Annotated in this window: 15 protein-coding genes and 1 pseudogene; 10 read left to right on the top strand and 6 right to left on the bottom strand. The window is 65.1% G+C overall.

The annotated features are described in order from the left end of the window. Window positions 1-178: 178 nt before the first annotated feature. The 8 genes from LGN17_RS13200 (at window position 179) to LGN17_RS13165 (ending at window position 12,389) form a co-directional block, all read left to right on the top strand. Entirely contained in the window at window positions 179-2,353 is a 2,175-nt protein-coding gene (locus LGN17_RS13200; RefSeq protein ID WP_226197199.1) for a malate synthase G, read from the top strand. Between the two features lie 529 nt (window positions 2,354-2,882). Then, entirely contained in the window at window positions 2,883-4,445 is a 1,563-nt protein-coding gene (locus tag LGN17_RS13195; protein ID WP_226197198.1) for a sensor domain-containing diguanylate cyclase, read from the top strand. Between the two features lie 171 nt (window positions 4,446-4,616). Continuing rightward, window positions 4,617-6,002 carry a cache domain-containing protein gene (locus LGN17_RS13190; RefSeq protein ID WP_226197197.1) on the top strand — a complete coding sequence of 462 codons (1,386 nt, stop codon included), beginning with the start codon at window positions 4,617-4,619 and terminating at the stop codon, window positions 6,000-6,002. 29 nt (window positions 6,003-6,031) lie between these two features. Further along, the gene (locus tag LGN17_RS13185; RefSeq protein ID WP_226197196.1) at window positions 6,032-6,676 is read left to right on the top strand and encodes a response regulator; all 645 of its coding nucleotides are present in this window, start codon (window positions 6,032-6,034) and stop codon (window positions 6,674-6,676) included. Window positions 6,677-7,107: 431 nt separating this feature from the next. After that, the gene (locus LGN17_RS13180; protein WP_226197503.1) at window positions 7,108-7,656 is read left to right on the top strand and encodes a fimbrial protein; all 549 of its coding nucleotides are present in this window, start codon (window positions 7,108-7,110) and stop codon (window positions 7,654-7,656) included. 86 nt (window positions 7,657-7,742) lie between these two features. Then, entirely contained in the window at window positions 7,743-8,516 is a 774-nt protein-coding gene (locus LGN17_RS13175) for a fimbria/pilus periplasmic chaperone (protein ID WP_226197195.1), read from the top strand. 154 nt (window positions 8,517-8,670) lie between these two features. After that, on the top strand, window positions 8,671-11,217 hold the full coding sequence (locus tag LGN17_RS13170; protein ID WP_413227025.1) for a fimbria/pilus outer membrane usher protein: 2,547 nt from the start codon (window positions 8,671-8,673) through the stop codon (window positions 11,215-11,217). After that, on the top strand, window positions 11,214-12,389 hold the full coding sequence (locus LGN17_RS13165) for a fimbrial protein (protein WP_226197194.1): 1,176 nt from the start codon (window positions 11,214-11,216) through the stop codon (window positions 12,387-12,389). The genes LGN17_RS13170 and LGN17_RS13165 overlap by 4 nt, the downstream gene beginning before the upstream one ends. A gap of 171 nt (window positions 12,390-12,560) precedes the next feature. On the opposite strand, the gene LGN17_RS13160 is transcribed toward LGN17_RS13165, so the two are convergent. Further along, window positions 12,561-13,157: a phospholipid-binding protein MlaC gene (locus LGN17_RS13160; protein ID WP_027790211.1), complete on the bottom strand. Its 597-nt coding sequence runs from the start codon at window positions 13,155-13,157 to the stop codon at window positions 12,561-12,563. A gap of 324 nt (window positions 13,158-13,481) precedes the next feature. On the opposite strand from LGN17_RS13160, the gene LGN17_RS13155 reads away from it, so the two are divergent. Next, on the top strand, window positions 13,482-16,115 hold the full coding sequence (locus LGN17_RS13155) for an MMPL family transporter (RefSeq protein WP_226197193.1): 2,634 nt from the start codon (window positions 13,482-13,484) through the stop codon (window positions 16,113-16,115). After that, window positions 16,108-17,067: a VacJ family lipoprotein gene (locus LGN17_RS13150; protein WP_226197192.1), complete on the top strand. Its 960-nt coding sequence runs from the start codon at window positions 16,108-16,110 to the stop codon at window positions 17,065-17,067. The genes LGN17_RS13155 and LGN17_RS13150 overlap by 8 nt, the downstream gene beginning before the upstream one ends. 25 nt (window positions 17,068-17,092) lie before the next feature. Here the strand turns inward: LGN17_RS13150 and LGN17_RS36855 are convergent. The 5 genes and pseudogenes from LGN17_RS36855 to LGN17_RS13130 form a co-directional block, all read right to left on the bottom strand. Further along, a pseudogene (locus LGN17_RS36855) lies at window positions 17,093-17,278 on the bottom strand (hypothetical protein); the annotation flags it as partial. Window positions 17,279-17,394: 116 nt separating this feature from the next. After that, complete coding sequence (locus tag LGN17_RS13145; protein ID WP_226197191.1) at window positions 17,395-17,739, bottom strand: hypothetical protein; 345 nt, start codon at window positions 17,737-17,739, stop codon at window positions 17,395-17,397. Window positions 17,740-17,742: 3 nt separating this feature from the next. After that, window positions 17,743-21,738 (bottom strand): type VI secretion system membrane subunit TssM, encoded by a 3,996-nt coding sequence (gene tssM, locus LGN17_RS13140; protein WP_226197190.1) that lies wholly within the window; start codon window positions 21,736-21,738, stop codon window positions 17,743-17,745. Between the two features lie 28 nt (window positions 21,739-21,766). After that, window positions 21,767-22,474, bottom strand: a complete 708-nt coding sequence (gene icmH / locus LGN17_RS13135; protein WP_319000823.1) for a type IVB secretion system protein IcmH/DotU — start codon at window positions 22,472-22,474, stop codon at window positions 21,767-21,769. A gap of 267 nt (window positions 22,475-22,741) precedes the next feature. After that, on the bottom strand, window positions 22,742-22,996 hold the full coding sequence (locus tag LGN17_RS13130; RefSeq protein WP_175959881.1) for a PAAR domain-containing protein: 255 nt from the start codon (window positions 22,994-22,996) through the stop codon (window positions 22,742-22,744). Between the last annotated feature and the right edge of the window lie 14 nt (window positions 22,997-23,010).

The following is a 23,010-nucleotide window of genomic DNA, read 5'->3' as shown; positions in this document are numbered from 1 at the left end:
GAGCGCAAGGATTGTGACGAAGCGAATACTCGACGTATTCGCAAGGAGCATGACGCAGCGATCGGCCCTTCTGGTGGCCAGCCCCACAAATGATTTTTTCCGATCAGGGGAGCAAGCCCGTTATTAGCGTGAACAGGCCCTCTAGCCGCGCGCGATTTTTTCCCCGGGAGGATTAACGATGATCGACCAAGCAGGACTGCAAGTCGCGCCAGCGCTGAGCCAGTTCATTGAAAACGAAGCGTTGCCGGGCACCGGCATCGACAAGGCCGCGTTCTGGAGCGGTTTCTCGGCCCTGGTGCACGACCTGGCGCCGCGCAACCGCGAGCTGCTCGCGGAACGCGACCGTCTGCAGCAGGAACTCGACACCTGGCACCGTGCGCACCCCGGCCCCGTGCGCGACCACGCCGCGTATCGCGCCTTCCTCGAACACATCGGCTACCTCGTGCCGGTCCCGTCGAACGTCGCGGCAGCCACCGCGAACGTCGACAGCGAGATCGCCACGCAGGCCGGCCCGCAGCTCGTCGTGCCGCTGTCGAACGCGCGCTACGCGCTGAACGCCGCGAACGCCCGCTGGGGCAGCCTGTACGACGCGCTGTACGGCACCGATGCGCTGCCTGAAGACGGCGGCGCCGAGCGCACCGCGACCTACAACCCGACGCGCGGCCAGCGCGTGATCGACTACGCGCGCAACGTGCTCGACAACGCGGCGCCGCTCGCGAGCGGGTCGCACCGCGACGCGCTGCGCTACCGCGTGCAGGATGGCCAGCTCGCCGTCGAAACCGCCAAGGGCATCGTGGGCCTCGCGCAGCCGGCGCAGTTCGTCGGCTACCAGGGCGCGGCCGGCGCGCCGTCCGCGATCCTGCTGAAGCACAACGGCCTGCACCTCGAGATCCAGATCGACGCGTCGACGCCGATCGGCCGCGCCGATCTCGCGAACGTGAAGGACGTCGTGCTCGAAGCCGCGGTCAGCACGATCATCGACTGCGAGGATTCGGTCGCGGCGGTGGACGCCGACGACAAGGTCCAGCTCTACCGCAACTGGCTCGGCCTGATGCAGGGCACGCTGGTCGAGGAAGTCGCGAAGGGCGGCAAGACCTTCACGCGCCGCCTGAACGCCGATCGCGAGTACACCACGCCCGCCGGCGGCACGCTGTCGCTGCACGGCCGCTCGCTGCTGTTCGTGCGCAACGTCGGCCACCTGATGACCAACGGCGCGGTGCTCGACCGCGACGGCAACGAGATTCCGGAAGGGATTCTCGACGGCGTCGTCACGGTGCTGTGCTCGCTGCACGACCTGAAGGCGAAGCGCAACTCGCGCACCGGCTCGATCTACATCGTGAAGCCGAAGATGCACGGCCCGGTCGAAGTCGCGTTCGCCGATACGCTGTTCGCGCGCATCGAGGATCTGTACAACCTGCCGCGCAACACGCTGAAGATGGGCATCATGGACGAGGAGCGCCGCACCAGCGTGAACCTCGCCGCGTGCATCGCCGCGGCCGCCGCCCGCGTCGCGTTCATCAACACCGGCTTCCTCGATCGCACCGGCGACGAGATGCACACCGCGATGGAAGCGGGCCCGATGATCCGCAAGGGCGACATGAAATCGTCCGCGTGGATCCAGTCGTACGAGCGCAACAACGTGCTCGCGGGCCTGTCGGCCGGCCTGCGCGGCCGCGCGCAGATCGGCAAGGGCATGTGGGCGATGCCGGACCTGATGCACGCGATGCTCGAGCAGAAGATCGCGCATCCGCGCGCCGGCGCGAACACCGCATGGGTGCCGTCGCCGACCGCCGCGACGCTGCACGCGCTGCACTACCACCTCGTCGACGTGCAGGCCGTCCAGCAGGAACTCGAGAAGACGCCGTATGCGAGCGAACGCGACGCGCTGCTCGAAGGCCTGCTGACCGTGCCGGTCGTCGAGCGCGCCGAGTGGAGCGAGGCCGAGATCCTGAGCGAAGTCGAGAACAACGCGCAGGGCATCCTCGGCTACGTCGTGCGCTGGGTCGAACAGGGCGTCGGCTGCTCGAAGGTGCCCGACATCCACGACGTCGGCCTGATGGAAGACCGCGCGACGCTGCGCATTTCGAGCCAGCACATCGCGAACTGGCTGCGCCACGGCGTGATCACCGAGGCGTTCGTGCTCGACGTGTTCAAGCGGATGGCGCGCGTCGTCGACCAGCAGAACGCCGGCGACCCGAACTATCGCCCGATGGCGCCCGACTACGACCAGTCGACCGCGTTCAAGGCCGCGTGCGCGCTCGCGCTTCAGGGCACGTCGCAGCCGAGCGGCTATACCGAGCCGCTGCTGCACCGGTTCCGCCTCGCGTTCAAGGCGCAACAGCACGGCGGTTAAGCGCAGGCGTGCTTCACGAAACGGGCGGCCGCAACGGCCGCCCGTTTTCATTTTCGGGTTCGCCCGGCCGTTGAAAAGGATAATCGGCGCATATCGTCTGCCTTCGTTTTTCGCGGGCGCGTGCCGCTCACCGGATGGACTCGGCGGCCGCATGCCGCGCGCTACGGCCCTTTATGCCGCGCAGCCTTGCGCCACAACGCTCTGCCCGGAATTCGCAAGCCCGGGATTACACGGTAATTTGATCGGGATCAACCGTCCGCAACATTTCTCGCGCGTGCGAACGCGCGCGTTATACTCCGTTGAATTCGCGTTGCCCGATTCATCGGATCGTTGAATCGGCGCAGATGTCACCAGTGAACGTTTGATTTACCGGTATATCTGGCCGCGATTACCGATAATCGGCGTCCATTTTCTGCGCCGGGCGGCAGAAGGCGTCGAAATGGCCGCGTCACGGATCGCCGCCCGCACGTCATACGAACAATCGCATCGGCCCGCCTCCCGGCGGCAATGCCCACCGATCCACGGGACCATGGCAGAAACCGACTACGCAATGCCCAGCGAATCCGGCCTGACGAGCCGTGTCGCCGCTCATCTGCGCCGGTTCCTGCTGCCGCACCTGATCTTCTATACCGGGCTGCTGATCGTGCTGGTCCTGCTGCTCCTGTGCGGGATCGTGCTGTACGAGGGCCGCATCGACGCGCGCGACCGCTCGGCCGCGATGCAGCAGAATCTCGCGCTGATGGCGTCGTGGGATATCGAGCGCAACATCGAGATCTATTCACTGTCACTGCAGGCCGTCGTGGAAGGCGAGAACGACCCCGACGTCGTCAAGTTGCCGATGCCGCTGCGCCGCCAGGTGCTGTTCGACCGTGCGACGACCGCCAAGTACCTCGGCGGCATCTACGTGCTCGACGCGAAGGGCGACATCGCGGTCGATGGCAAGAGCGACGTGCCGCGCACGGCCAACTTCGGCAACGAACCGTACTTCACCGTGCACCGCGACCACCCCGACGCCGGCCTGTACGTCAGCCCCCCGTATCACTCGCGGCTGCGCGGCGGCTCGCCGAGCATCGCACTCAGCCGGCGGATCACGAAGCCCGACGGTTCGTTCGGCGGCGTCGCCGTCATGTCGATCCGGCTCGAATATTTCCAGAACCTGTTCTCGCGCCTGTCGCTTGGCGATCGCGGCTCGATCGCGCTGATCAACACGGACGGCAAGATGCTCGCGCGCGAGCCGTACGACCCGAAGATCGTCGGCCGCGACATCAGCCACGCCAGCACGTTCCGGCATTTCATGACCGCCAGCGAAGGCAGCTTCGCCGATACCGCGTCGATCGACGGCGTGCGACGCCTGTACGTGTTCCGGCACCTCGATCACCTGCCGCTCATCGTCATGGTCGCGCGCTCGGAAGCGGACACCTACGCCGCGTGGTACGACCGTGCGATTCCGATCGGCTCCGCGATGGTCGCGCTCGCGATCGGCTTCGTCGGCCTGTCGCTGCTGCTCGACGTGCAGCTGCGCAAGCGCCACCGCGCGGAAACCGAGCTGCAGGCGCTCGCGCGCACCGACGGCCTCACGGGTCTCGACAACCGCCGGATGCTCGACGTCACGCTCGCGCGCGAATGGCGCCGCGCCGCGCGCTCGCAGCATGCGCTGTCGCTGCTGTTCATCGACGTCGATTACTTCAAGCGCTACAACGACACGCAGGGCCACCAGGCCGGCGACGACGCGCTCGCCGCGGTCGGCCACTGCATCGCCGGCTGCCTGCGCCGCCCGGCCGATTACGCGGCGCGCTACGGCGGCGAGGAGTTCGTCGTGGTGCTGCCCGACATCGACACGGACGGCGCGGCGACGATCGCCGAGACGATCCGCACCGGCGTCCTCGATCTCGGCATCCGGCACGACGCCGGCGCCTCCGGCCGCCTGACGGTGAGCATCGGCGTGACGACCAGCTATCCCGAACGCGACGACGACATGCAGGCCGCGCTGAAGCTCGCCGACGACGCGCTGTATCGCGCAAAGGAAGGCGGGCGCAACCGCATCGTCGTGCACGCGGCCGCCTCCGGCGGCCTCGCGGCGCGGCAGGCCTGAACGGGCCGGGATCCACGGCACGCCGCCGAGCGAAGGCAGGGCGGCCACCGGCCGCTGTCGCCGCCCGTGCACAAAATCGCCGACAATGTCGCCTCGACACACCGCCGCACGCCGCCGCACGGCTGACGCGCCCGGCCGGTCCGCGCCGGTGCGCGGCCGCTTCGCACCACCATGAGACTCAAGGCAAAGATCTTCCTCCTGGCCATCGTGCCGTTCCTGCTCGCGATCGCCGGCATCGGCTTCGGCGTGCGCCAGCAGGCGACGTCCCTCGCGCGCACGCAGCACGCGACGATCCAGGCCGCGTACCTGTCGAGCAAGGAAGTCGAGCTGAAGCACTACGTCGAGCTCGCGACGAGCGCGATCATGCCGCTCTACGACGCGAGCGGCCGCAACGCGCGCGACGACGCGCTACTGCGCATGCAGGCGCTCGCGATGCTGCAGAAGATGGATTTCGGCCCCGACGGCTATTTCTTCGTATACGACCTGCACGGCAATTCGCTGATGCATCCGCGCGAGCCCGAGCGGGTCGGCCACAACTACTGGTCGATGCGCGACCCGCAGGGCGCGCTGACGATCCAGAAGCTGATCGGCGCGGCGTCGAGCGGCGGCGGCTACGTGCGCTACGCATGGCAGCGGCCGTCGACGGGCCGCGTCGCGCCGAAGCTCGGCTACGTCGTCGCGCTCGAGCGCTGGGGCTGGATGGTCGGCACCGGCATCTATCTCGACGACGTCGACACCGCGCTGCAGCGCATCGACGCGCGCGCTTCCGCGAACATCGAGCGCACGATGAGCTGGCTCACCACGATCGCGCTCACCGGCGCGGCGGCGATCGCCGTGTGCGCGCTGGTGCTGAACGTCAGCGAGTCGCGCAGCGCCGACGCGAAGCTCAAGCTGCTCGCGCAGCGTGTAGTCGAATCGCAGGAGCAGGAGCGGGCACGGCTGTCGCGCGAGTTGCATGACGGGATCAGCCAGATGATGGTGTCCGCGAAGCTGATGCTCGAATCCGCGCTCGCACGTTTCGAACGCGGCTCGGCGCGCGTGCCCGAGGCCGAGCAGGCGCTGGCTTCAGGCGTCGGGCGGCTCGGCGACACGCTGCGCGAAGTGCGCCGCATCTCGCATGCGCTGCGTCCGTCCATGCTCGACGACCTCGGCCTCGCAGCCGCGCTCGAACAGCTTGTCCGCGAACTCGGCGCCGAAAGCGGCATCGACATCGGCTACACGCAGGTTGCGCACAGCGGCGCCCGGCCGCTGCCCGAAGCCGTCAACACCGCGCTGTTCCGGATCGCCCAGGAAGCGCTCAGCAACATCGTGCATCATGCGCAGGCGTCGCGCGCGGCCGTCACGCTCGACGTCGGCGCGCAATCCGTCGTGCTGACCATCGCCGACAACGGCTGCGGCTTCGACGCCGAACGCTCGCAGGCCGACGCGCGCCGCGGCATCGGCCTGCGCAACATGCGCGAGCGCCTCGATGCGCTCGGCGGCATGCTGACGATCTCGTCGCAGGTCGGCCACACGATCGTCGCCGCGCGCGTGCCGCTGCCCGGCGCCGCATCATGATGCGCCCCATCACAGGAGACCTTTCACGCATGAGCGCCCCCGACACCGCCCGGCCCGCCGCCCGACTGCTGCTCGTCGACGATCACCCGCTCGTGCGCGACGGCCTGCGGATGCGGCTCGAAGCGGCCGACCTGTCCGTGGTCGGCGAAGCCGGCAATGCCGACGAGGCGCTCGCGCTCGCCGCGTCGCTCGAACCCGATCTCGCGCTGATGGACGTCGGCATGAACGGGATGAACGGCATCACGCTCGCGGGCGTCTTCCACGAGCGCTTTCCAGGCATCCGCGTGCTGATGCTGTCGATGCACGACAACATCGAATACGTGACGCAGGCCGTGCGTGCCGGCGCGAGCGGCTACCTGCTGAAGGATTCGCCCGCGAGCGAGATCGTGCGCGCGATCGGCACGGTGCTGGCCGGCCAGACGTTTTTCAGCGAAGGGCTCGCCGCGCGGATGATCCACGCGAGCGCGACCGCATCGCCGCTCGACCGGCTCACGCCGCGCGAACGCGACATCCTCGACGCGCTGGCGGAAGGGCTGTCGAGCAAGCAGATCGCGCAGCAGACGGGGCTGTCGGTGCGCACGGTCGAGACGCACCGGCTCAACCTGAAGCGCAAGCTGGAGATCGAAGGGCAGGCCGAGCTGATCAAGTTCGCGGTGGAGCATCGGCGCAGGTAGGACGCCATCCCGGTTGCGCACGTCACGCGCAAGTCAGCTTCCAATTTCAGAGTTGTCCAATCGGCTCCACCCCGAAGGCGACGGAATCCTTGCGCTTGCCGGAACGCGCGTCGTGCTCGCATTTCGCATGACGTCTGCATGACCGGCACATACCGCGTGCCCGCGCCGAAGCCGGCGCCCGAGAGCTAATGCCGTTCAGTCAAACTGAACAGCATTTTTTGCTGGTGGTATCGCGAAGTGACAATTGTTCATCTTACGAATCGTTGACGCCGGTAGGATTCGCTTCGTCCAAGTGTAACCGGGCCGAAAACACAATATCCGGCCGCGTGATGCCTTATCGGGTTGCCGTTGGATGTCGCGTCGCGCTATCGAACGGATATCGCGTCGGCGTCGTATCTCCTTCAGATCGCTTCTTTCAGAAACCAGAAACCATGCAAACCAAACTCATTACCGCCGTGTTGTTCGTGGCTGCAGCCACTGCGTCGCAAATCGCATCCGCAGCCGACGGCACGATCACGTTCAACGGCACCGTGCTCGCGCAAACCTGCACGATCAACGGCAACGGCAGCGGCTCGAACAACTTCAATGTCCCGCTGCAATCGGTGTCGACCAGCGCGCTGGCCGCCGCAGGCCAGTACGCCAACCGCACGCCCTTCAACATCTCGCTGACGGCCTGCACGCCGGCATCGGGCACCGTCCACGCCTACTTCGAGCCGGGTCCGACGGTCGACACCGCCACCGGCAACCTGGTCCTGGCCGCAGGCGGCGCGACCAACGTCGAGATCCAGCTGCTGAACGGCGACGGCAGCTATTCGCCGATCAAGATCGGTGCGGCCGACGCCTCGCAAAACTCGAAGACGGTCGCAATCAGCGCGGCCGGCGCCGCCACGCTGAACTACTACGCGCAGTACCTCGCGACCGGCGCTGCAACAGCGGGCGCGGCGACGTCGAGCGTGATGTACTCGCTCGTTTATCAGTAATCAATCATTTAGTTATACATAGCAGATGGGTGGGGCGGCACAGCGTCGCTCCCCCCTTGTGCTCGCTACCGGCATCGATCCCTATCATGAAGCTTCGAAAAACACTCCGGCGCGCGATCGCCACCGCGTGCGTCGCATGGCTCGGCTACCTGGCGACACCTGCCATCGCATCGGTGGTGATCGGCGGCACGCGCGTGATCTATGGCGCGAGCGAGTCCGAGGTCACGCTCAAGCTGTCGAACGCCGGCCAAGCGCCTGCGCTCGTGCAGTCGTGGGTCGATGCAGGTGACGTGCGCAGCGCGCCGTCCACGATCAAGGTGCCCTTCACCGTCACGCCGCCGATCGCGCGGATCGATCCGTCCAAGTCGCAGACGCTGCGCATCGTCTATACCGGCGAGCCCATGCCGCAGGATCGCGAGTCGGTGTTCTGGCTCAACGTGCTTGAGGTCCCCCCCAAACCGGGCGCGGCCGACGCGGACATGAACCATATCCAGCTCGCGTTCCGTTCGCGCATCAAGCTGTTCTATCGTCCGGAAAAACTCAAGGGTTCATCGGCCGATGCACCGGCGCAGCTCACCTGGCGGCTCACGCAGGCCGACGGAAAACCGGCCATCGAGGCGCACAACCCGACGCCGTTCCATGTGTCGTTGACCCTGATCAGCGTGCAGTCGGGCGAACGCAGCGCGATCTTCGACGATGGCGGCATGGTCGGGCCGGGCGAGACGCGCGCCTTCCCGCTGAAGGGCGACGTGCCCGGCGCGGCCGGCGCCACCGTGCGTTACACGGCGCTGAACGACTACGGCGGCTCGGTCAGCGGCGAGACGCCATTGCGGTCCGGCCCCGCGGCGCCATCGCGATGATGCGCGGCTGACCCCCTTCCATTGCGCGAGGCGCGGGTAGCGCGCCACGTCCTTTCCACGGCAAGACCCAGCATGCCCGCCCCGGGCAGGGCGCAGGCTTGCTCACGCTCGGGTGCCTATCGTGATCCAACGTCTTTCCAGTTTTCCGCCATTCATGCGCTGGCGCCCGCGCCCGTGCTTCCTGCTCGCGCTGTCGATGTTCGCATCGACCGGCACGATGGCGGAGACCACCGGCGCCACGCAAGTGGCGGAAGTCCAGTTCGACGACCTGTTCCTGCAGCGCCCGGGCGGCGCGCGGGTGGACGTCAGTCGCTTCGCAAAGGGCAATGTGGCGGCGCCGGGTTCGTATCGCGCCGACCTGTACGTCAATACGAACTGGATCGGCCGCGCCGAAATCACGCTGCGCCAGGTGGGCGACAGCCGGAACAACGTCCAGCCCTGCTTCGATCGCGAGCTGTTGCAGCAGGTCGGGGTGGATCTCGCGAAGCTGTCGCCCGAAGCGACGCAGAGGTTGACGGACTCGAACCATGCCTGCGCGACGATCGGCATGCTGGTGCCGGACGCCGTCGCCACCTTCGACAATGGCGAGCAGCGGCTCGACGTCAGCATCCCGCAGGCCTCGCTGAGCCGCGCGGCGCGCGGCTACGTGGATCCGCGCTACTGGGACGAAGGTGTGCCGGCCGCGCTGCTGTCGTACAACGGCAACCTCTACCGCGCCGACAACCAGGGCGCCTCGTCGACCCAGGCCTACCTGGGCCTGACCGCCGGCCTGAACGCCGGGCCCTGGCGCTTCCGCCACAACGGCAACACCACCTACGACACGCACGGCGGCACGCATTACCAAAGCGTGCAGACCAGCCTGCAGCGTTCGATCGCGCGCCTGAAGGCGCAGCTCGTGATCGGCGACGCGTTCACCGACGGCACGATGTTCGACAGCGTGGGCTTTCGCGGCGTGCGGATCGCCAGCGACGAGCGCATGTATCCGGAATCGCAACGCGGCTATGCGCCGACCATCCACGGCATCGCCAACAGCAATGCGCTGGTGCAGGTGCGCCAGAACGGCAACATCATCTACAGCGCCAACGTCGCGACCGGCCCATTCGAGATCGACGATCTCTACGCGACCGGTTATGGCGGCGACCTCGACGTCATCGTGACCGAAGCCGATGGCAGCATCCATACCTTCAAGGTGCCGTACGCGTCGGCCGTCAGTTCGCTGCGGCCCGGCATCACGCGTTTCAGCGTGACGGCCGGCCAGTACCGCAGCCCGCTGCTGTCGAGCAAGCCGGCGCTGTTCCAGGCGACCGTGCAGCACGGTTTCACCAACCTGATCACCGGCTACGGCGGCATGACCGCCGCGCCCGGCTACCTGGCAGGCCTGGTCGGCGCCGCACTCAACACCGGGCTGGGCTCGTTCGCGTTCGACATCACGCAGGCCAACACCGATCTGCCCGGCATGGGCACGCGCCACGGCCAGAGCATGAAGCTCTCGTACAGCAAGCTGATCAGTCCGACCAATACCAACATCGCGGTGGCCGCCTACCGCTATTCGAGCAGCGGCTACCTGGGCCTGCAGGACGCCATGCAGTTGCGCGGCCAGCAGACGGGCGGCGTGAACGGCCTGCTGTCCGGCGGCGTACGTCGCGGTCAGTTCCAGGTCATGCTGAACCAGGGCCTGCCGGAAGGCTGGGGCTCGCTCTACCTGTCGGGCTCGACCGTCAACTACTGGAATCGCGGCGGCAACGACACGCAGTTCCAGGCTGGCTACAACAACAATTTCCGGCGCATCAACTACGGCGTGTCGGCCGCGCGCCAATTCGACGCGACGCAAAACCGCTGGGACAACCGGTTCATGCTGAACGTGTCGATTCCGCTGAACCTCGGCTCGCGCACGTTGTACTCGTCGACCAGCCTTCAGCACGACAGCCGTGGCACGACCCTGGTCCAGCAGTCGCTGACGGGTTCGCTCGGCGTCGACAACGCGCTCAGCTACGGCGTGAACGTCGGCCGTACCAGCGGCGGCGGCGCCGGGGCGACCGTCAACATGGGCGGCAATGTGTCCTACATGTCGCCGTATGCAACCTTCTCGGGCAATGCATCGAAGGGCACCGGCTTTACGCAGTATGGCGGCGGCATCTCGGGCGGCATGGTGGCCTATGCCGGCGGTCTGGCCTTTGCGCCGGCCATGGGCGAGACGATGGCGATCGTCGAGGCCAAGGACGCGAACGGCGCACGCGTGACGGCCGGCAGCGGCCTGCGCATCGATTCGTTCGGTCATGCGCTGGTGCCGAGCCTGACACCGTTCTCGACCAACGAAGTGGAGATCGATCCGAAGGGCGTGCCGATGAGCGTCGAGCTGAAATCCAGCGCGCAGCACGTCGCGCCGACCGCGGGCGCGGTGGTGCGGCTGAAGTACGAAACCGAGGGCGGCGGGCGCGCGGTGATCATGCGCGCGCGCATGAGCGATGGCGAGCCGGTTCCGTTCGGCGCGGAGGTGAGCGATGCAACGGGGCAGAGCGTCGGCACCGTGGCGCAGGATGGCCGCATCGTGCTGCGCGGCTTGAAAGCGGATACCGGCACGCTGAAGGTGAAGTGGGGCGATACGGATGACGAAATCTGTTCGCTTTCCTACACGTTACCGGCGGCAAGCAAGACGAACAGGCAACGCTGGATCGATGCGGAGGCGGTATGCACGCAATGAGCGAAGCGGATGCGATGAACCTGGGAAAGAAGATGAACGAGAACGAAAAGCCGGCCGCAACGCGCAGGCAAACCAAAGCGGCGCACGGCGTGACCCGTCTGGCATTCTGGCTGCTGACGCTGCTGGCACTGATGCTCGGCTTGGGTACCCGTCCCGTGTTCGCCGCGGGAACCATCAGTTGCTCGGGAACGGCGCAGACGGTGACGCTGTCGATGCCGGCCTCGGTGACGATTCCGCGCGATGCAACGGTCGGCACCCTGCTAACCGGCTGGTTCAGTACCTCGAACGTTCCCAACTACTACACGTGCACGGTATCGGGTGTGGTTGTCGCCGGCATGGTCTTTGAACCGCAGTCGCTGACCAAGGCCGGCATGACCGTGGCCTCGTCGAATGGTGGAACCTATACGGTCTGGAAGACCAATGTGCCTGGCGTCGGTGTCGCGATCGGCGTGACGACGTACGCGAACCAATGCGGAACTCAGGCCTGGATCGATCTTTCCAGCTCGACTTCTTCGCAGATCCCGCTCCCATGGGCAGGCTGGGTCTGCAACACGAGCGGCACGGTTACTTCGATCACCAACGGCGGCCAGATCCAGGCGGCGCTGGTCAAGACCGGCCCCATCACGGCAGGCACGGTGACGGGCGGCGTGATGATCGTGGGAGCGTCAGCAACGGGCACCGGCGGTAGCGCCCCATATACGGTCGCCGCCTCGCCCCTCGTGTCGTTCTCGCTCACCCCGACCATCGTGAACGTCTCGGCGTGCACCACGCCGAACGTGACGGTCAACATGGGTTCTCCCCTGCAGTCGGAATTCACGGGCATCGGCTCGACCAACAAGCAGGCCGTCTCGCTCAACGTGGCGGTCAACGCCTGCCCGACCGGCCTGAACGCGATCCAGTATCAGTTCATCCCGGTCAATGCCGTGCTCGACGCCACCAACGGCGTGCTCGCGCTGTCGAGCGGTTCGACGGCCACCGGCATCGGCCTGCAACTGAAGGACGGCAACGGCAATGCGCTGAAATACAACACGCAGTACACGCTGACGAACTACAGCAGTACGACAGGCGGCTCCTACACGATCCCGCTCACGGCCCGGTACTACCAGACGGCCGCCAGCGTGACGCCCGGCAGCGCGAACGCGGTGCTGACCTTCACCATGACGTATCAGTAGGCCGCCCACAGCGGGCCTTGAAGTGTGCGGAGGCGGCCTGGACTTGCGCGCGCACGCCCGGACACGCGGTCACGCCGGCCGTTCGACTGCTCTCCGGGCACCCTGGGTAAAAGACAAAGGCGCCCGAGGGCGCCCTTCGTACTTCCGGATTCGGGACCGCGCAGCGCGCCGTCAGTTCGTCCGCGAATTGTGCTTCTGCAGATACGCGATCAGGCCGTCGATCCCGCCCGACGCGAGCTGGCTCTTGAACTGGCCCTGGTAGACCTGGATCAGCCACGCGCCCGACATGTCGATGTCGTAGATCTTCCAGTCGTTGCCGACCTTGCCGAGACGATAGCCGACCGACTGGCTGTCGCCCGGCGTCGTGACCGTCGACTGCACGAGCGCGTCGGCGCCCGACGCGCCGCCGGCCTTGAACGAGAACTTCGCGTCCTGGCTGCCGAGCTGCGCGAGCGACGCGGCGTAGGTGCGCGTCATCAGCAGCTTGAACTGCTTGTACAGCTCCTGTTGCTGTTGCGGCGTGGCCTGCTTCCATGCGTCACCGACCGCGATGCGGGTCGTGCGCTCGAAGTTGGTTGCGGGCAGGAAGCGCTGCTCGACGACCGCCGAGACCTTCGCCATGTCACCGCCGCGTGCGGCCGGGTCGGCCTTCATCGCGTTGACGGTGCCCTCGACCGCATTGCGGACGATATCGACCGGCGCGCTCTGCGCGAAAGCGGAAACCGACACGGCGGCCGCCGCGACGAAAGCAAACAGATGACGTTTCATACGGATATCGCTCGATGAGAAAAACGACCGGTTGATTGCACCGGCCGGTGGCGCAAAGTATACCGGGCCTGACGCCCGGTTGCCGCGCCGTGACCGACTGTTACCTTTCAGCTTCGTTTGTCACAGGTGCGCGCGGCGGCTCGGCGAGGCAGCGAAGCGCCGATTATGTAAACATCCCCTTACAAAACAGCCGGCCACCGGTATCGATTCCGCCACCGCGAACAAATCTCCTTCCCGCCCCCAAACCCGCAACGTCACGTCCTTCGCCACGCCGCGCCGGTATACTTGGCTACTTTGCCCTTGCCAGCCGCTCCCCACCGCCACATGGTGACATCTCTCATCGTCCGACTCGTTGCATGGTCGGTGCGCCGCCCCGTCTGGGTCGTCGTCCTGTCGCTCGTCATCGCCGCGCTCAGCGGCGTCTATGTCGCGCAGCATTTCAAGATCAACACCGACATCAGCAAGCTCGTCGATGCGGAACCGCAATTTGCCGCGCTCGGCCAGGCCGTCGATCAAGCGTTTCCGCAACGCAACGGCACGATCCTCGCGGTCGTCGAGGCGCCTGCGCCCGAATTCGCGAATGCCGCCGCGCATGCGCTGACCGAAGCGCTGCGGAAGGATGCCGAAGCCGGCCGCATCGGCCAGGTCGCCGAGCCCGGCGGCGGGGCGTTCTTCGAGCACAACGGGCTGCTGTTCCTGTCGCCGCAGGAAGTCGCCGATACGACCTCGCAGCTCGCAAGTGCGCGCCCGCTCGTCAACGAACTCGCGAAGAACCCGAGCCTGACCGGGCTCGCCACGACGCTCTCCACCACGCTCGGCCAGCCGCTGCTGACCGGCCAGGTGAAACTGCCCGCGATGGCGAAGCTGCTCGCACGCAGCGCCGCGACGGTCGACGACGTGCTGGCCGGCAAGCCGGCCGCGTTCTCGTGGCGTGCGCTGGTCGACAACGATGCCGCGCGGCAGCCCGCGCGCGCGTTCGTCACCGTGCAGCCCGTGGTCAACTACGGCGCACTGAAGGCCGGCGCGGAAACCAGCCAGGTGATCCGCGACGCGGCCCGTTCGCTCGACCTCGAGAAGCGCTTCGGCGCGGCCGTGCGCCTGACCGGCGAACAGCCGCTCGCCGACGACGAATTCGCGTCGGTCGAAGACGGTGCGGCGCTCAACGGCGTCTTCACGCTGCTCGCCGTGCTCGTGATCCTGTGGCTCGCGCTGCGCTCGAAGCGGATGATCGGCTCGGTGCTCGTCACGCTGTTCGTCGGCCTCGTCGTGACCGCCGCGCTCGGCCTCGCGATGGTCGGGTCGCTGAACATGATCTCGGTCGCGTTCATGGTGCTGTTCGTCGGCCTCGGCGTCGACTTCTCGATCCAGTACGGCGTGAAGTACCGCGAGGAACGCTTCCGCGACCCGCGCATCGACCACGCGCTGATCGGCGCCGCGCACTCGATGGGCATGCCGCTCGCGCTGGCCACCGCGGCCGTCGCGGCGAGCTTCTTCTCGTTCATCCCCACCGCCTATCGCGGCGTGTCCGAGCTCGGCCTGATCGCGGGCGTCGGGATGTTCGTCGCACTGCTCACCACGCTCACGCTGCTGCCCGCGCTGCTGCGCCTGTTCGCGCCGCCGGGCGAATCGAAGACGCCGGGCTTCCCGTGGCTCGCGCCGGTCGACGATTACCTCGATCGCCATCGCAAGCCGATCCTCATCGGCACGCTCGTGGTCGTGATCGGCGCGCTGCCGCTGCTCGCGTTCCTGCGCTTCGACTTCAACCCGCTGCACCTGAAGGACCCGAACAGCGAATCGATGGCGACGCTGCTCGCACTGAAGGATTCGCCGGAAGCCGCCGTCAACGACGTCACGCTGCTCGCGCCGTCGCTCGCGGATGCCGACGCGGCCGCGAAGCGCCTCGACGCACTGCCCGAAGTCGGCCGCACGACCACGCTGTCGACCTTCATCCCCGCCGACCAGCCGGCCAAGCGCGCGGCGATCGCCGCTGCCGCGAGCGACCTGCTGCCCGCGCTGACGCAGCCGCCCGCGCCGCCCGCAACCGATGCACAGCGCGTCGCCGCGCTCAAGCGCGTGTCGGACCTGCTGAGCTACGCGGCCGAAGATCACCCGGGCCCGGGCGCGGCCGCCGCGCAGCACCTGTCGGCGTCGCTCGCGAAGCTCGCCGCCGCGGACGCCGCGACGCGCGACCGCGCCGAGCGCGCGTTCTCCGATACGCTGCGCATCGCGCTCAACCAGCTCGCGTCGCTGCTGCAGCCGCAGGACATCACGCGCGAATCGCTGCCGCCGCAGCTCGTGCGCGACTGGGTCGCGCCGGACGGCCACGCGCTCGTGCAGATCTCGCCGAAGGTGCCGAAGGGCGTCGACCCGAACGACGACACGATGCTGCGCCGCTTCGCGAAAGCCGTGAAGGCCGCGGAGCCGGGCACGACCGGCGGGCCGATCTCGATCCTGCATTCGGCCGACACGATCATCAACGCGTTCCTGCATGCGGCGCTGTGGTCGATCATCTCGATCACGATCCTGCTGTGGGTCACGCTGCGCCGCTTCGGCGACGTGCTGCGCACGCTGGTGCCGCTGCTCGTGTCGGGCGTCGTGACGCTCGAGATGTGCGTCGTGCTCGGCATGCCGCTCAACTTCGCGAACATCATCGCGCTGCCGCTGATGCTCGGTGTCGGCGTCGCGTTCAAGGTGTATTTCGTGATGGCGTGGCGCGCGGGGCAAACCGGCCTGCTGCATTCGAGCCTCACGCATGCCGTCCTGTTCAGCGCCGCGACGACCGCGACCGCATTCGGCAGCCTGTGGCTGTCGCACCACCCGGGCACGTCGAGCATGGGCAAGCTACTCGCGCTGGCCCTGACCTGCACGCTGATCGGCGCCGTGGTGTTCCAGCCCGTCCTGATGGGCAAACCGCGCGTCAAACGCGCCAAGAACCAATCGCAAGGAATCAATGAATAAGGTGCGAATCATTGCGGCGACCGTTGCCGCCGGCGCGGTGCTGTCCGGCTGCGCGACGGGACCGAACCGCAACCCCAATGACCCGCTCGAGCCGATGAACCGGGCGATGTACAAGTTCAACGACACCGTCGACACGAACATCGCCCAGCCGATCGCGAAGGGGTACCAGAAGGTCACGCCGACGCCCGTGCGCACCGCGATCAGCAACTTCTTCTCGAACCTCGGCGATCTCGGCAACATCGCGAACAACCTGCTGCAGCTCCGCATCACCGATGCGACCGAGGACCTGATGCGCGTGGCGATGAACTCGGTGTTCGGCGTCGCCGGCCTGATCGACATCGCGACGCCGGCCGGGCTGCCGAAGCATCACCAGGACTTCGGCCTGACGATGGCGCGCTGGGGCGTGCCGTCGGGCCCGTATCTCGTGCTGCCCGTGTTCGGGCCGAGCACGATCCGCGACGGCGTCGGCCGCGCGGTGGACGTGCGCTTCAACCTGCTGAACTACATCGAACCGGCCGCACGCAACCCGATGTACATCGCGCAGTTCATCAGCGCGCGTTCGGACCTGCTCGGTGCGACCGACCTGCTGAAGCAGGCCGCGCTCGATCCGTATTCGTTCGTGCGCGACGCGTACCTGCAGCAGCGCAAGTCGCTGACGTATCGCAGCCAGTCGTCGTCGGGCACGCTGCCGACTTACAACGAACCGGGTGAATCGGGCAGCGCACCCGCATCGGCACCGGCCGCGCCGGGGTTGCCGAACTACGAGGATCCGGGCGAGTCGGGCGGGGCATCGGGCACCACGCCGAACAACGCGCCGGCCGCGCCGGGGTTGCCGCAGTACGACGATCCGGGTGCGGACAAGACGATGCCGGCGAGTGCGCCGGCTGCCGCGCCTGCCGTGGCATCGGCGGCCGCACCGGCGACGCCTGCAAGCACGCCGGCCGCGCAGTAACGTCGGCCGCCTCAAATCTACTCTCTCAAAACCCGCTCTTGCGAACTACCGGCAACGCGCCCCGGGGCAATCCCGGCGGCGGGCCGCTATCCGGCTGGTTAAGCACCACCATCGTGCTCGGACATCGGAGCGTCTTCAGCACATCGCTTGTCAGCGGGTTCGCAACACTTCTCGCGCTCGTGATATCGAGTGCTGCTTCTCGATCGTCAAAAAGGTCATGCCGGGCGGGATCGCGTATGTCGGCGCGGGAAATCCGGTTGCAGGAAAACTGACCGGCGGTGGAAGAGCGGAGGCGTCGCATGAGTTGTGTGCGGCGCGTCCTGATCGTTATGGCAAGACGATATGCTTTATCCAGAACGGCGCCAAATAACCGATACATGTTCCGCTCAATATTGCGAGCAAATAACCTTCCGCGCCAGACTCCAGCATCAGGGCCACAAGCAAACTCCCTGCGACCGAACAGGAAATTTGCCAGAGAGTCGGATACCGAAATGCGCTCGGTTCCAGTTCCGGTACTGCTATGGCACCGAACAAGGCACCCATGACGCCAAGAACAGCAATTGTGGCCATCGAATACCCCACCGATATTCCTCCAAACACAACAAATACAACAGAGGAAACACCAACAATGGCAGCAATCGTTTTGATATGACTGACTTTTCGCCGGATCATCGATTACCTTTGGCTTGCCAACGAAGCTGTTGTTGAAGCCATCGCAGCGCGCTCCCCTTTCTGAACGACCGGAATCGAACCGCGCGGCAGCCCCACCGGAGGGCCACTGTCCGGTAGATTGAACATAGGCATCGTGCTCGGACAGCGGAACGTCTTCAGCACATCGCTTGTCAGCGGATTCGCGACACTTCCGTCGCTCGTAATGTCGAGTGCTGCTTCTCGGCCGTCAAAACTGAACGCGACTCGCATGCGGCCCGGTGTGGCCGCCTCGACCACACGACCTTTCCGGAGCAACCGCATCAGCGCCCACGGCCCGTCCGTTGCGATCGTCGAAGTGTCCGGACGAACGCGCGGGCTCGCAGTGATCTGAGCATGGACACCACCACGCGGTCCCGGCCATGTGACCGTGAAAGGCGCAACCGGGCCATGTCGGTAGAGCGTCATCTGTCCGTCGATGTCGAGCGACAGGCTCATGATCGTCGGGTCGAGTTCAGGAATTCGGATGTCGGCCTTCCAGCTCGGCTGCTGACGATCAGGATCGTTGAAGAAAATGTCGCGGATCGCCTTCGCGTGCTCGAATGGCTCGAGGTCCGGCCCCTGCACGGGTTCGGTCGCGCCCGGCAGCGTCCGATAGCGCCACGGCTTCGCGGCCGTGTCGACGAACGGTGCAAGTGTTTTCGTGAAGAAGTCATCGATCACGCCACCCTGCGCAAACACCCGAGTGAAATCGTCAATGCTGACGTCGCGCTTGCTATCGGGCGAAAACGGATAGTTTCCCTCGATCGTCATTCGACAGGCGTCTCCGACTGCCGCCTGCATCTGCCGCGACAGTAGCTGGCCGATACCCTGATTCACGCCACGTGAACCGTCGACAGCGAGTTGACGCAAGACTGCCCGGAACGGCGCAGGCATCGTGTCAGCCGTCATCTTGAGCTTTGCAGCATTCTCGCTTTCCGGCGGCATGCTGTTGTTCAACAGCGCATTGTCGGAAATCGTGAGCGTTTTGTGGTAGTCGTTCAACAAATCGGTGACGCCATCCAGACCGGTTTTGTCCGCCGGAGTCCTGGACAACCGCGTATCCGACAGCGCATCGGCATGACCCGTCACCACTTCACGCAGCGCCGCGAAATGGTTATCGACCAATTCGCGTTCAATCTGCTCCGACGCACGAGGCCCCAGTATCTTCTCGGCTTTTTGGTTGACCGCGTCAGTCGCCTTTTCCAGAAAGGAGCCATCTGATCTCTCCATCGACTGCGTCAACGTCGTTTCATTGACCGCCGCCCGCACAAGACGAATCAGCGGTGAATCAGGTGCAGCGAAAGTCCGTAGCACCTTCAAGTTAAAGGCAAGACTCGTTCCGCTCACGACACGAATGTCGTCAAGAAACGCATCCCATTGTTGGGCATACTCCGTCAGGTACTGACGTCTGATTGCCATCGACAACGCGTCCTCACCTCGACTCGATACGTTCAACGCGCTAGCCGAATTTTCTGGGGAACTACCCAACGTCCGACGCCCCATTACCCAAGCATCATCGTCACTTGCCTTTTGAAGAAACTCCGGCAAGCGTTTGTCGAACATCGCCCGATACCCCTCCAGCGTAAAGAGTCCTGGCACGCCGATGGACAGCGGCACCCCGCTGGCTCGCGTAAATATCATGCCTGCCTGTGGCCCAACCACGCGCAGCAGCGAAAACTCGTCGGGCGCGTCTTTCAACATCGCCGCTTTCGCGCGCTGGTAAAGACGATCGGTTGGATTGCTGCCATCGAGAAATGCACGCGCCTGCTGGATCAGTCCTTCGTTACGGGACAGTGGCGACTGCACGACATGTCCTTCAGAAAGCATCCGCTGCACATGACCGATCATGGCAGCACGCCCACCGAACATCGCTGCACTGTCGTGACGTGCCCAATCCTCCAGTACCCACGTCTTGACGTCATTCGGGGTGAGCCTTGCCCTGTCATAGAGCATCAAGTACACGCGCAATGCATCGTAAGCGGATTTGGCATCACCACTCGCCACAGCATCTTTGATCACGTCCTCCATCCGGTAGACGATTTGCGGCAACACAACCTGCTCCGACAGAGACTCGTACACGTGACGACAGTCGGATTCGATCATATCGAGGCGGTCCGATCCGAAACGAAACGCGATATCGGGATCGGCGACGAGACGTGTCGTGTCGCGCAACAATTCGTTTGCACTGTCCAACACCATCGGCACACGCTCAGGACTAGCGGCAAGGTCACTTCGTGCAAGCAAACCAGTCAATGAGCGTGCCTTTTGTCCCAGCGTGGTCAGGGATGTCCGTTCCGCAACGAAGCTATTCCAAAGATTCGCGCTCAACCCCACGCCGATCAGCCACACGAGCGAGTGTCCCAGCCACCGCTGCAATCTCGCACGATGCTCCCGGTTCCGGTTCGGGCATGCGAGATGTCCCTCGCGAAATACGATCGCAAACAACAGATCGCGCAGGAAGTAGCTGGTTTCGCTAGACTCCCGTCGCCGGGTATTCGACTGCGCACCGGCTGCGCCGATCATGCGTTGCAACAGCGTTTGACGATCCGCGACGATCTGCCGGCCGGTCTGACTTGCGCTCGTCAGATAAACACCTCGGAACATTGCATATGGTACCGCCCGTGCACCGTTATCGCCCCTGGCGAACACTTGTCCGATCAGGTCGACCAACGGGTTCCTGAGTGCCGAAAACGCTTCTGGCAGCATCGCCAGACGGCGACGACGGGCCACATCGGTTTCGTTGCGAAGCAGGCCACTTACGCCGTCGGCAAGACACGTGGCCAGCAGGTTCAGTTCTGCCCTGATCGCCTCGTCCGTCCACGCCTCCGAGTCGGGCCGCAACGTCACGCCCCATATCTGCGCACGCTCCGGCTCCCCGAGCGATGCGAAATAGTCCGTGAAGCCCGGCAGCCGGTCTATCTTCGTGACAATCAGCCAGACGGGAAATCCGGTTCCGAACTTGGCTTGCATCTCCTCGAGACGTGTCCGCAATGCGCGGCTCTCGGTTGCGCGTACGTTGGAATCCGCATGCATCAAGGCAGCGACATTGATCGTCAACAGCACGCCATTCAGCGGCACGCGGGGCCGGATAAGGCGAAGCAACCGAAGGAATCCTTTCCATTCCGCGGCATCAGCCTGCTCGCGAACAGTGCTTATGTCGGTCGGTCGCTGATCCAGTTTTCCTTCATTCGACGTATCCAGCGGTTCCACCGTCAGCGGGTAGCGCGACGTGCCGTGCCGGACGTAGTGGCCCGGCGTATCAATCAGCACCGCGTCATTGGTCAACCTCCAACCCGGCAAAGCCCTGGCGTCATCGGGCGCGAGCGAATGTTGAAGTTGTGCGTCGAGCGGAAAAGCCAGGCCCGCGTTTAACAGCGCCGTGGTCTTGCCCGAACCCTTCGAGCCCAGCACGGCATACCACGGCACATCGTAGAGATACGCTGGCCCTCGAAACAGCCGCACCAGCCCGCAGGCACCCTCACGCCGGGCTTTCAACTGCTTGACCGCTGCGCGGGCCATGTCTTCGATCTCTGCCAGACGCGATGCGGCTAGCGGCAGGGCGCTACGCTTACCGAGTCGAAGCAAACGCCTGAGGTGACTCGGATGCCGGCGCATGCGCCTCCACCATCGAACCAACATCGAAACGGCATACACGAGTACAACGCCGGCCATTGCCAGAATGCGAACTATCACGGACGCAAACAGCGACTTGCCAGCCAACGTCATGAGTGGAAAGGCATGCCAGATCGCGAGACAAAGCAGCGCGACGATCACGATGCCCGTCGACCAGTCGATCAGCCACAGGACCCATGCAGCAAGAATCACGGCGATCAAAGTCAACCGAATGCCGATCGATGCGCACGGGTTCAACCCACCGAGACTCACCAGCGGGCCCGCAAACCAGATCACGGCAGCAACAACGATCACCGTCACGACTGCCCATAGATAACGCGAGCGTAGAAACGAGAGAATCTTCTTCATGTGTACGGTGAATGGCGTCCAACTCGCACTACCGTGCCGAACTGGCCCTCGGTGGATCGATCGCGCTACCTGTCGTCGCTATACGCGCAATGCTCAAGAGTTGTCGCTGCAAGTCGTCCGCTTGCGCGCCCAACTCGATACGGCAGAAGGCATACAGCGCGCAGAGCGTCACTGACAGCAAGGCCATCGACATCCACACCGGGATTTCGAAATGGAATGTTTGTCGAATCGTTACGTTAGATTGCGCATGAGGTGAGAGCGCGTCTGGAACAGGTGGCAGATACACGGCAATCGCGTTGTAAATTCGCTCTCGTACGCGGTCGTGCACGCCAAACGTCCTGCCATGTGGATACCGACCTTCAAACCCCAGGCTGAAAATCCGGTAGATCACTTCGAGCAATGGCCAGTGATCGGCGTCGTCTTTCAACAAACGCAGCGACAGCGCGTAGATCTTCGACCCGCCCTGATTGTCTTCTCCAATACGCTGAGTCAGCGCTCCGGCAGCCCATGCGGCACTCCCCGACGTATCACCCCGCGACGCAAGTACACGCATTGCGGCCTCGTCCAGCGCCGTACATAGGCAATATCGTGCGCCGATCATGTGTTCGTTGCGGACGTTGGCCCGCACACATAGGCGCTCGAACACGCGAACTTCGTCCATCAACAGGTCGCGCAAGCGTTCGTCATGACCGATGCCGATTAGCTCCGGCATATCCACAAACGCTCGAAGCAGCACCCTGCTCGCCTCCAGCAAGGCATTACGGTGGCCAAGTACCGGAGCCAGCCTCGTCTGCTCGTCCTCGGGCGGCGAAAGCGGTCCCAATGGACGACTACGGCGCGAGTTGGGTCGCTGCCTTGTACTCTTGCCAGAGAGAAAGATACCGTTCGGTTGTCGCGATGGTGCGAGCGCGCATCGAGCCGATACGATCTTGGGCGGGCTACTGGACTGGGTCATGCTCGGGTGAATTCAAAATTCGACTCATCACGCTCAACGTAAATAAGGTCAAACCGTAGGACCACCATCGGACACGATCAGCGTTCCACCGCAACTCGTGTCACTGCCATGATGAGCAATTTGACGGCCGTTGATCGTGCCGAAACCGCCTTTGGTAATGACACCCGGGCCATGCAATGGACACGACACGGAATCGCCTACGCATGCTGCGGGACGTCCGTTGATCGCGACGCCCGCGCTGGCTGACGTGACTACGCCGCCATGGGTGGTCAATGTTCCGAGAGTTGCGACGGAAGCTGGCATTCAGGGACACCTCA

Origin of the sequence: Burkholderia sp. AU30280 (assembly GCF_020420125.1) — a bacterium.
GTDB lineage: Bacteria > Pseudomonadota > Gammaproteobacteria > Burkholderiales > Burkholderiaceae > Burkholderia.
Note: the sequence above shows the minus strand (reverse complement) of the source record. Positions and strands in the feature narration are given on the sequence as shown.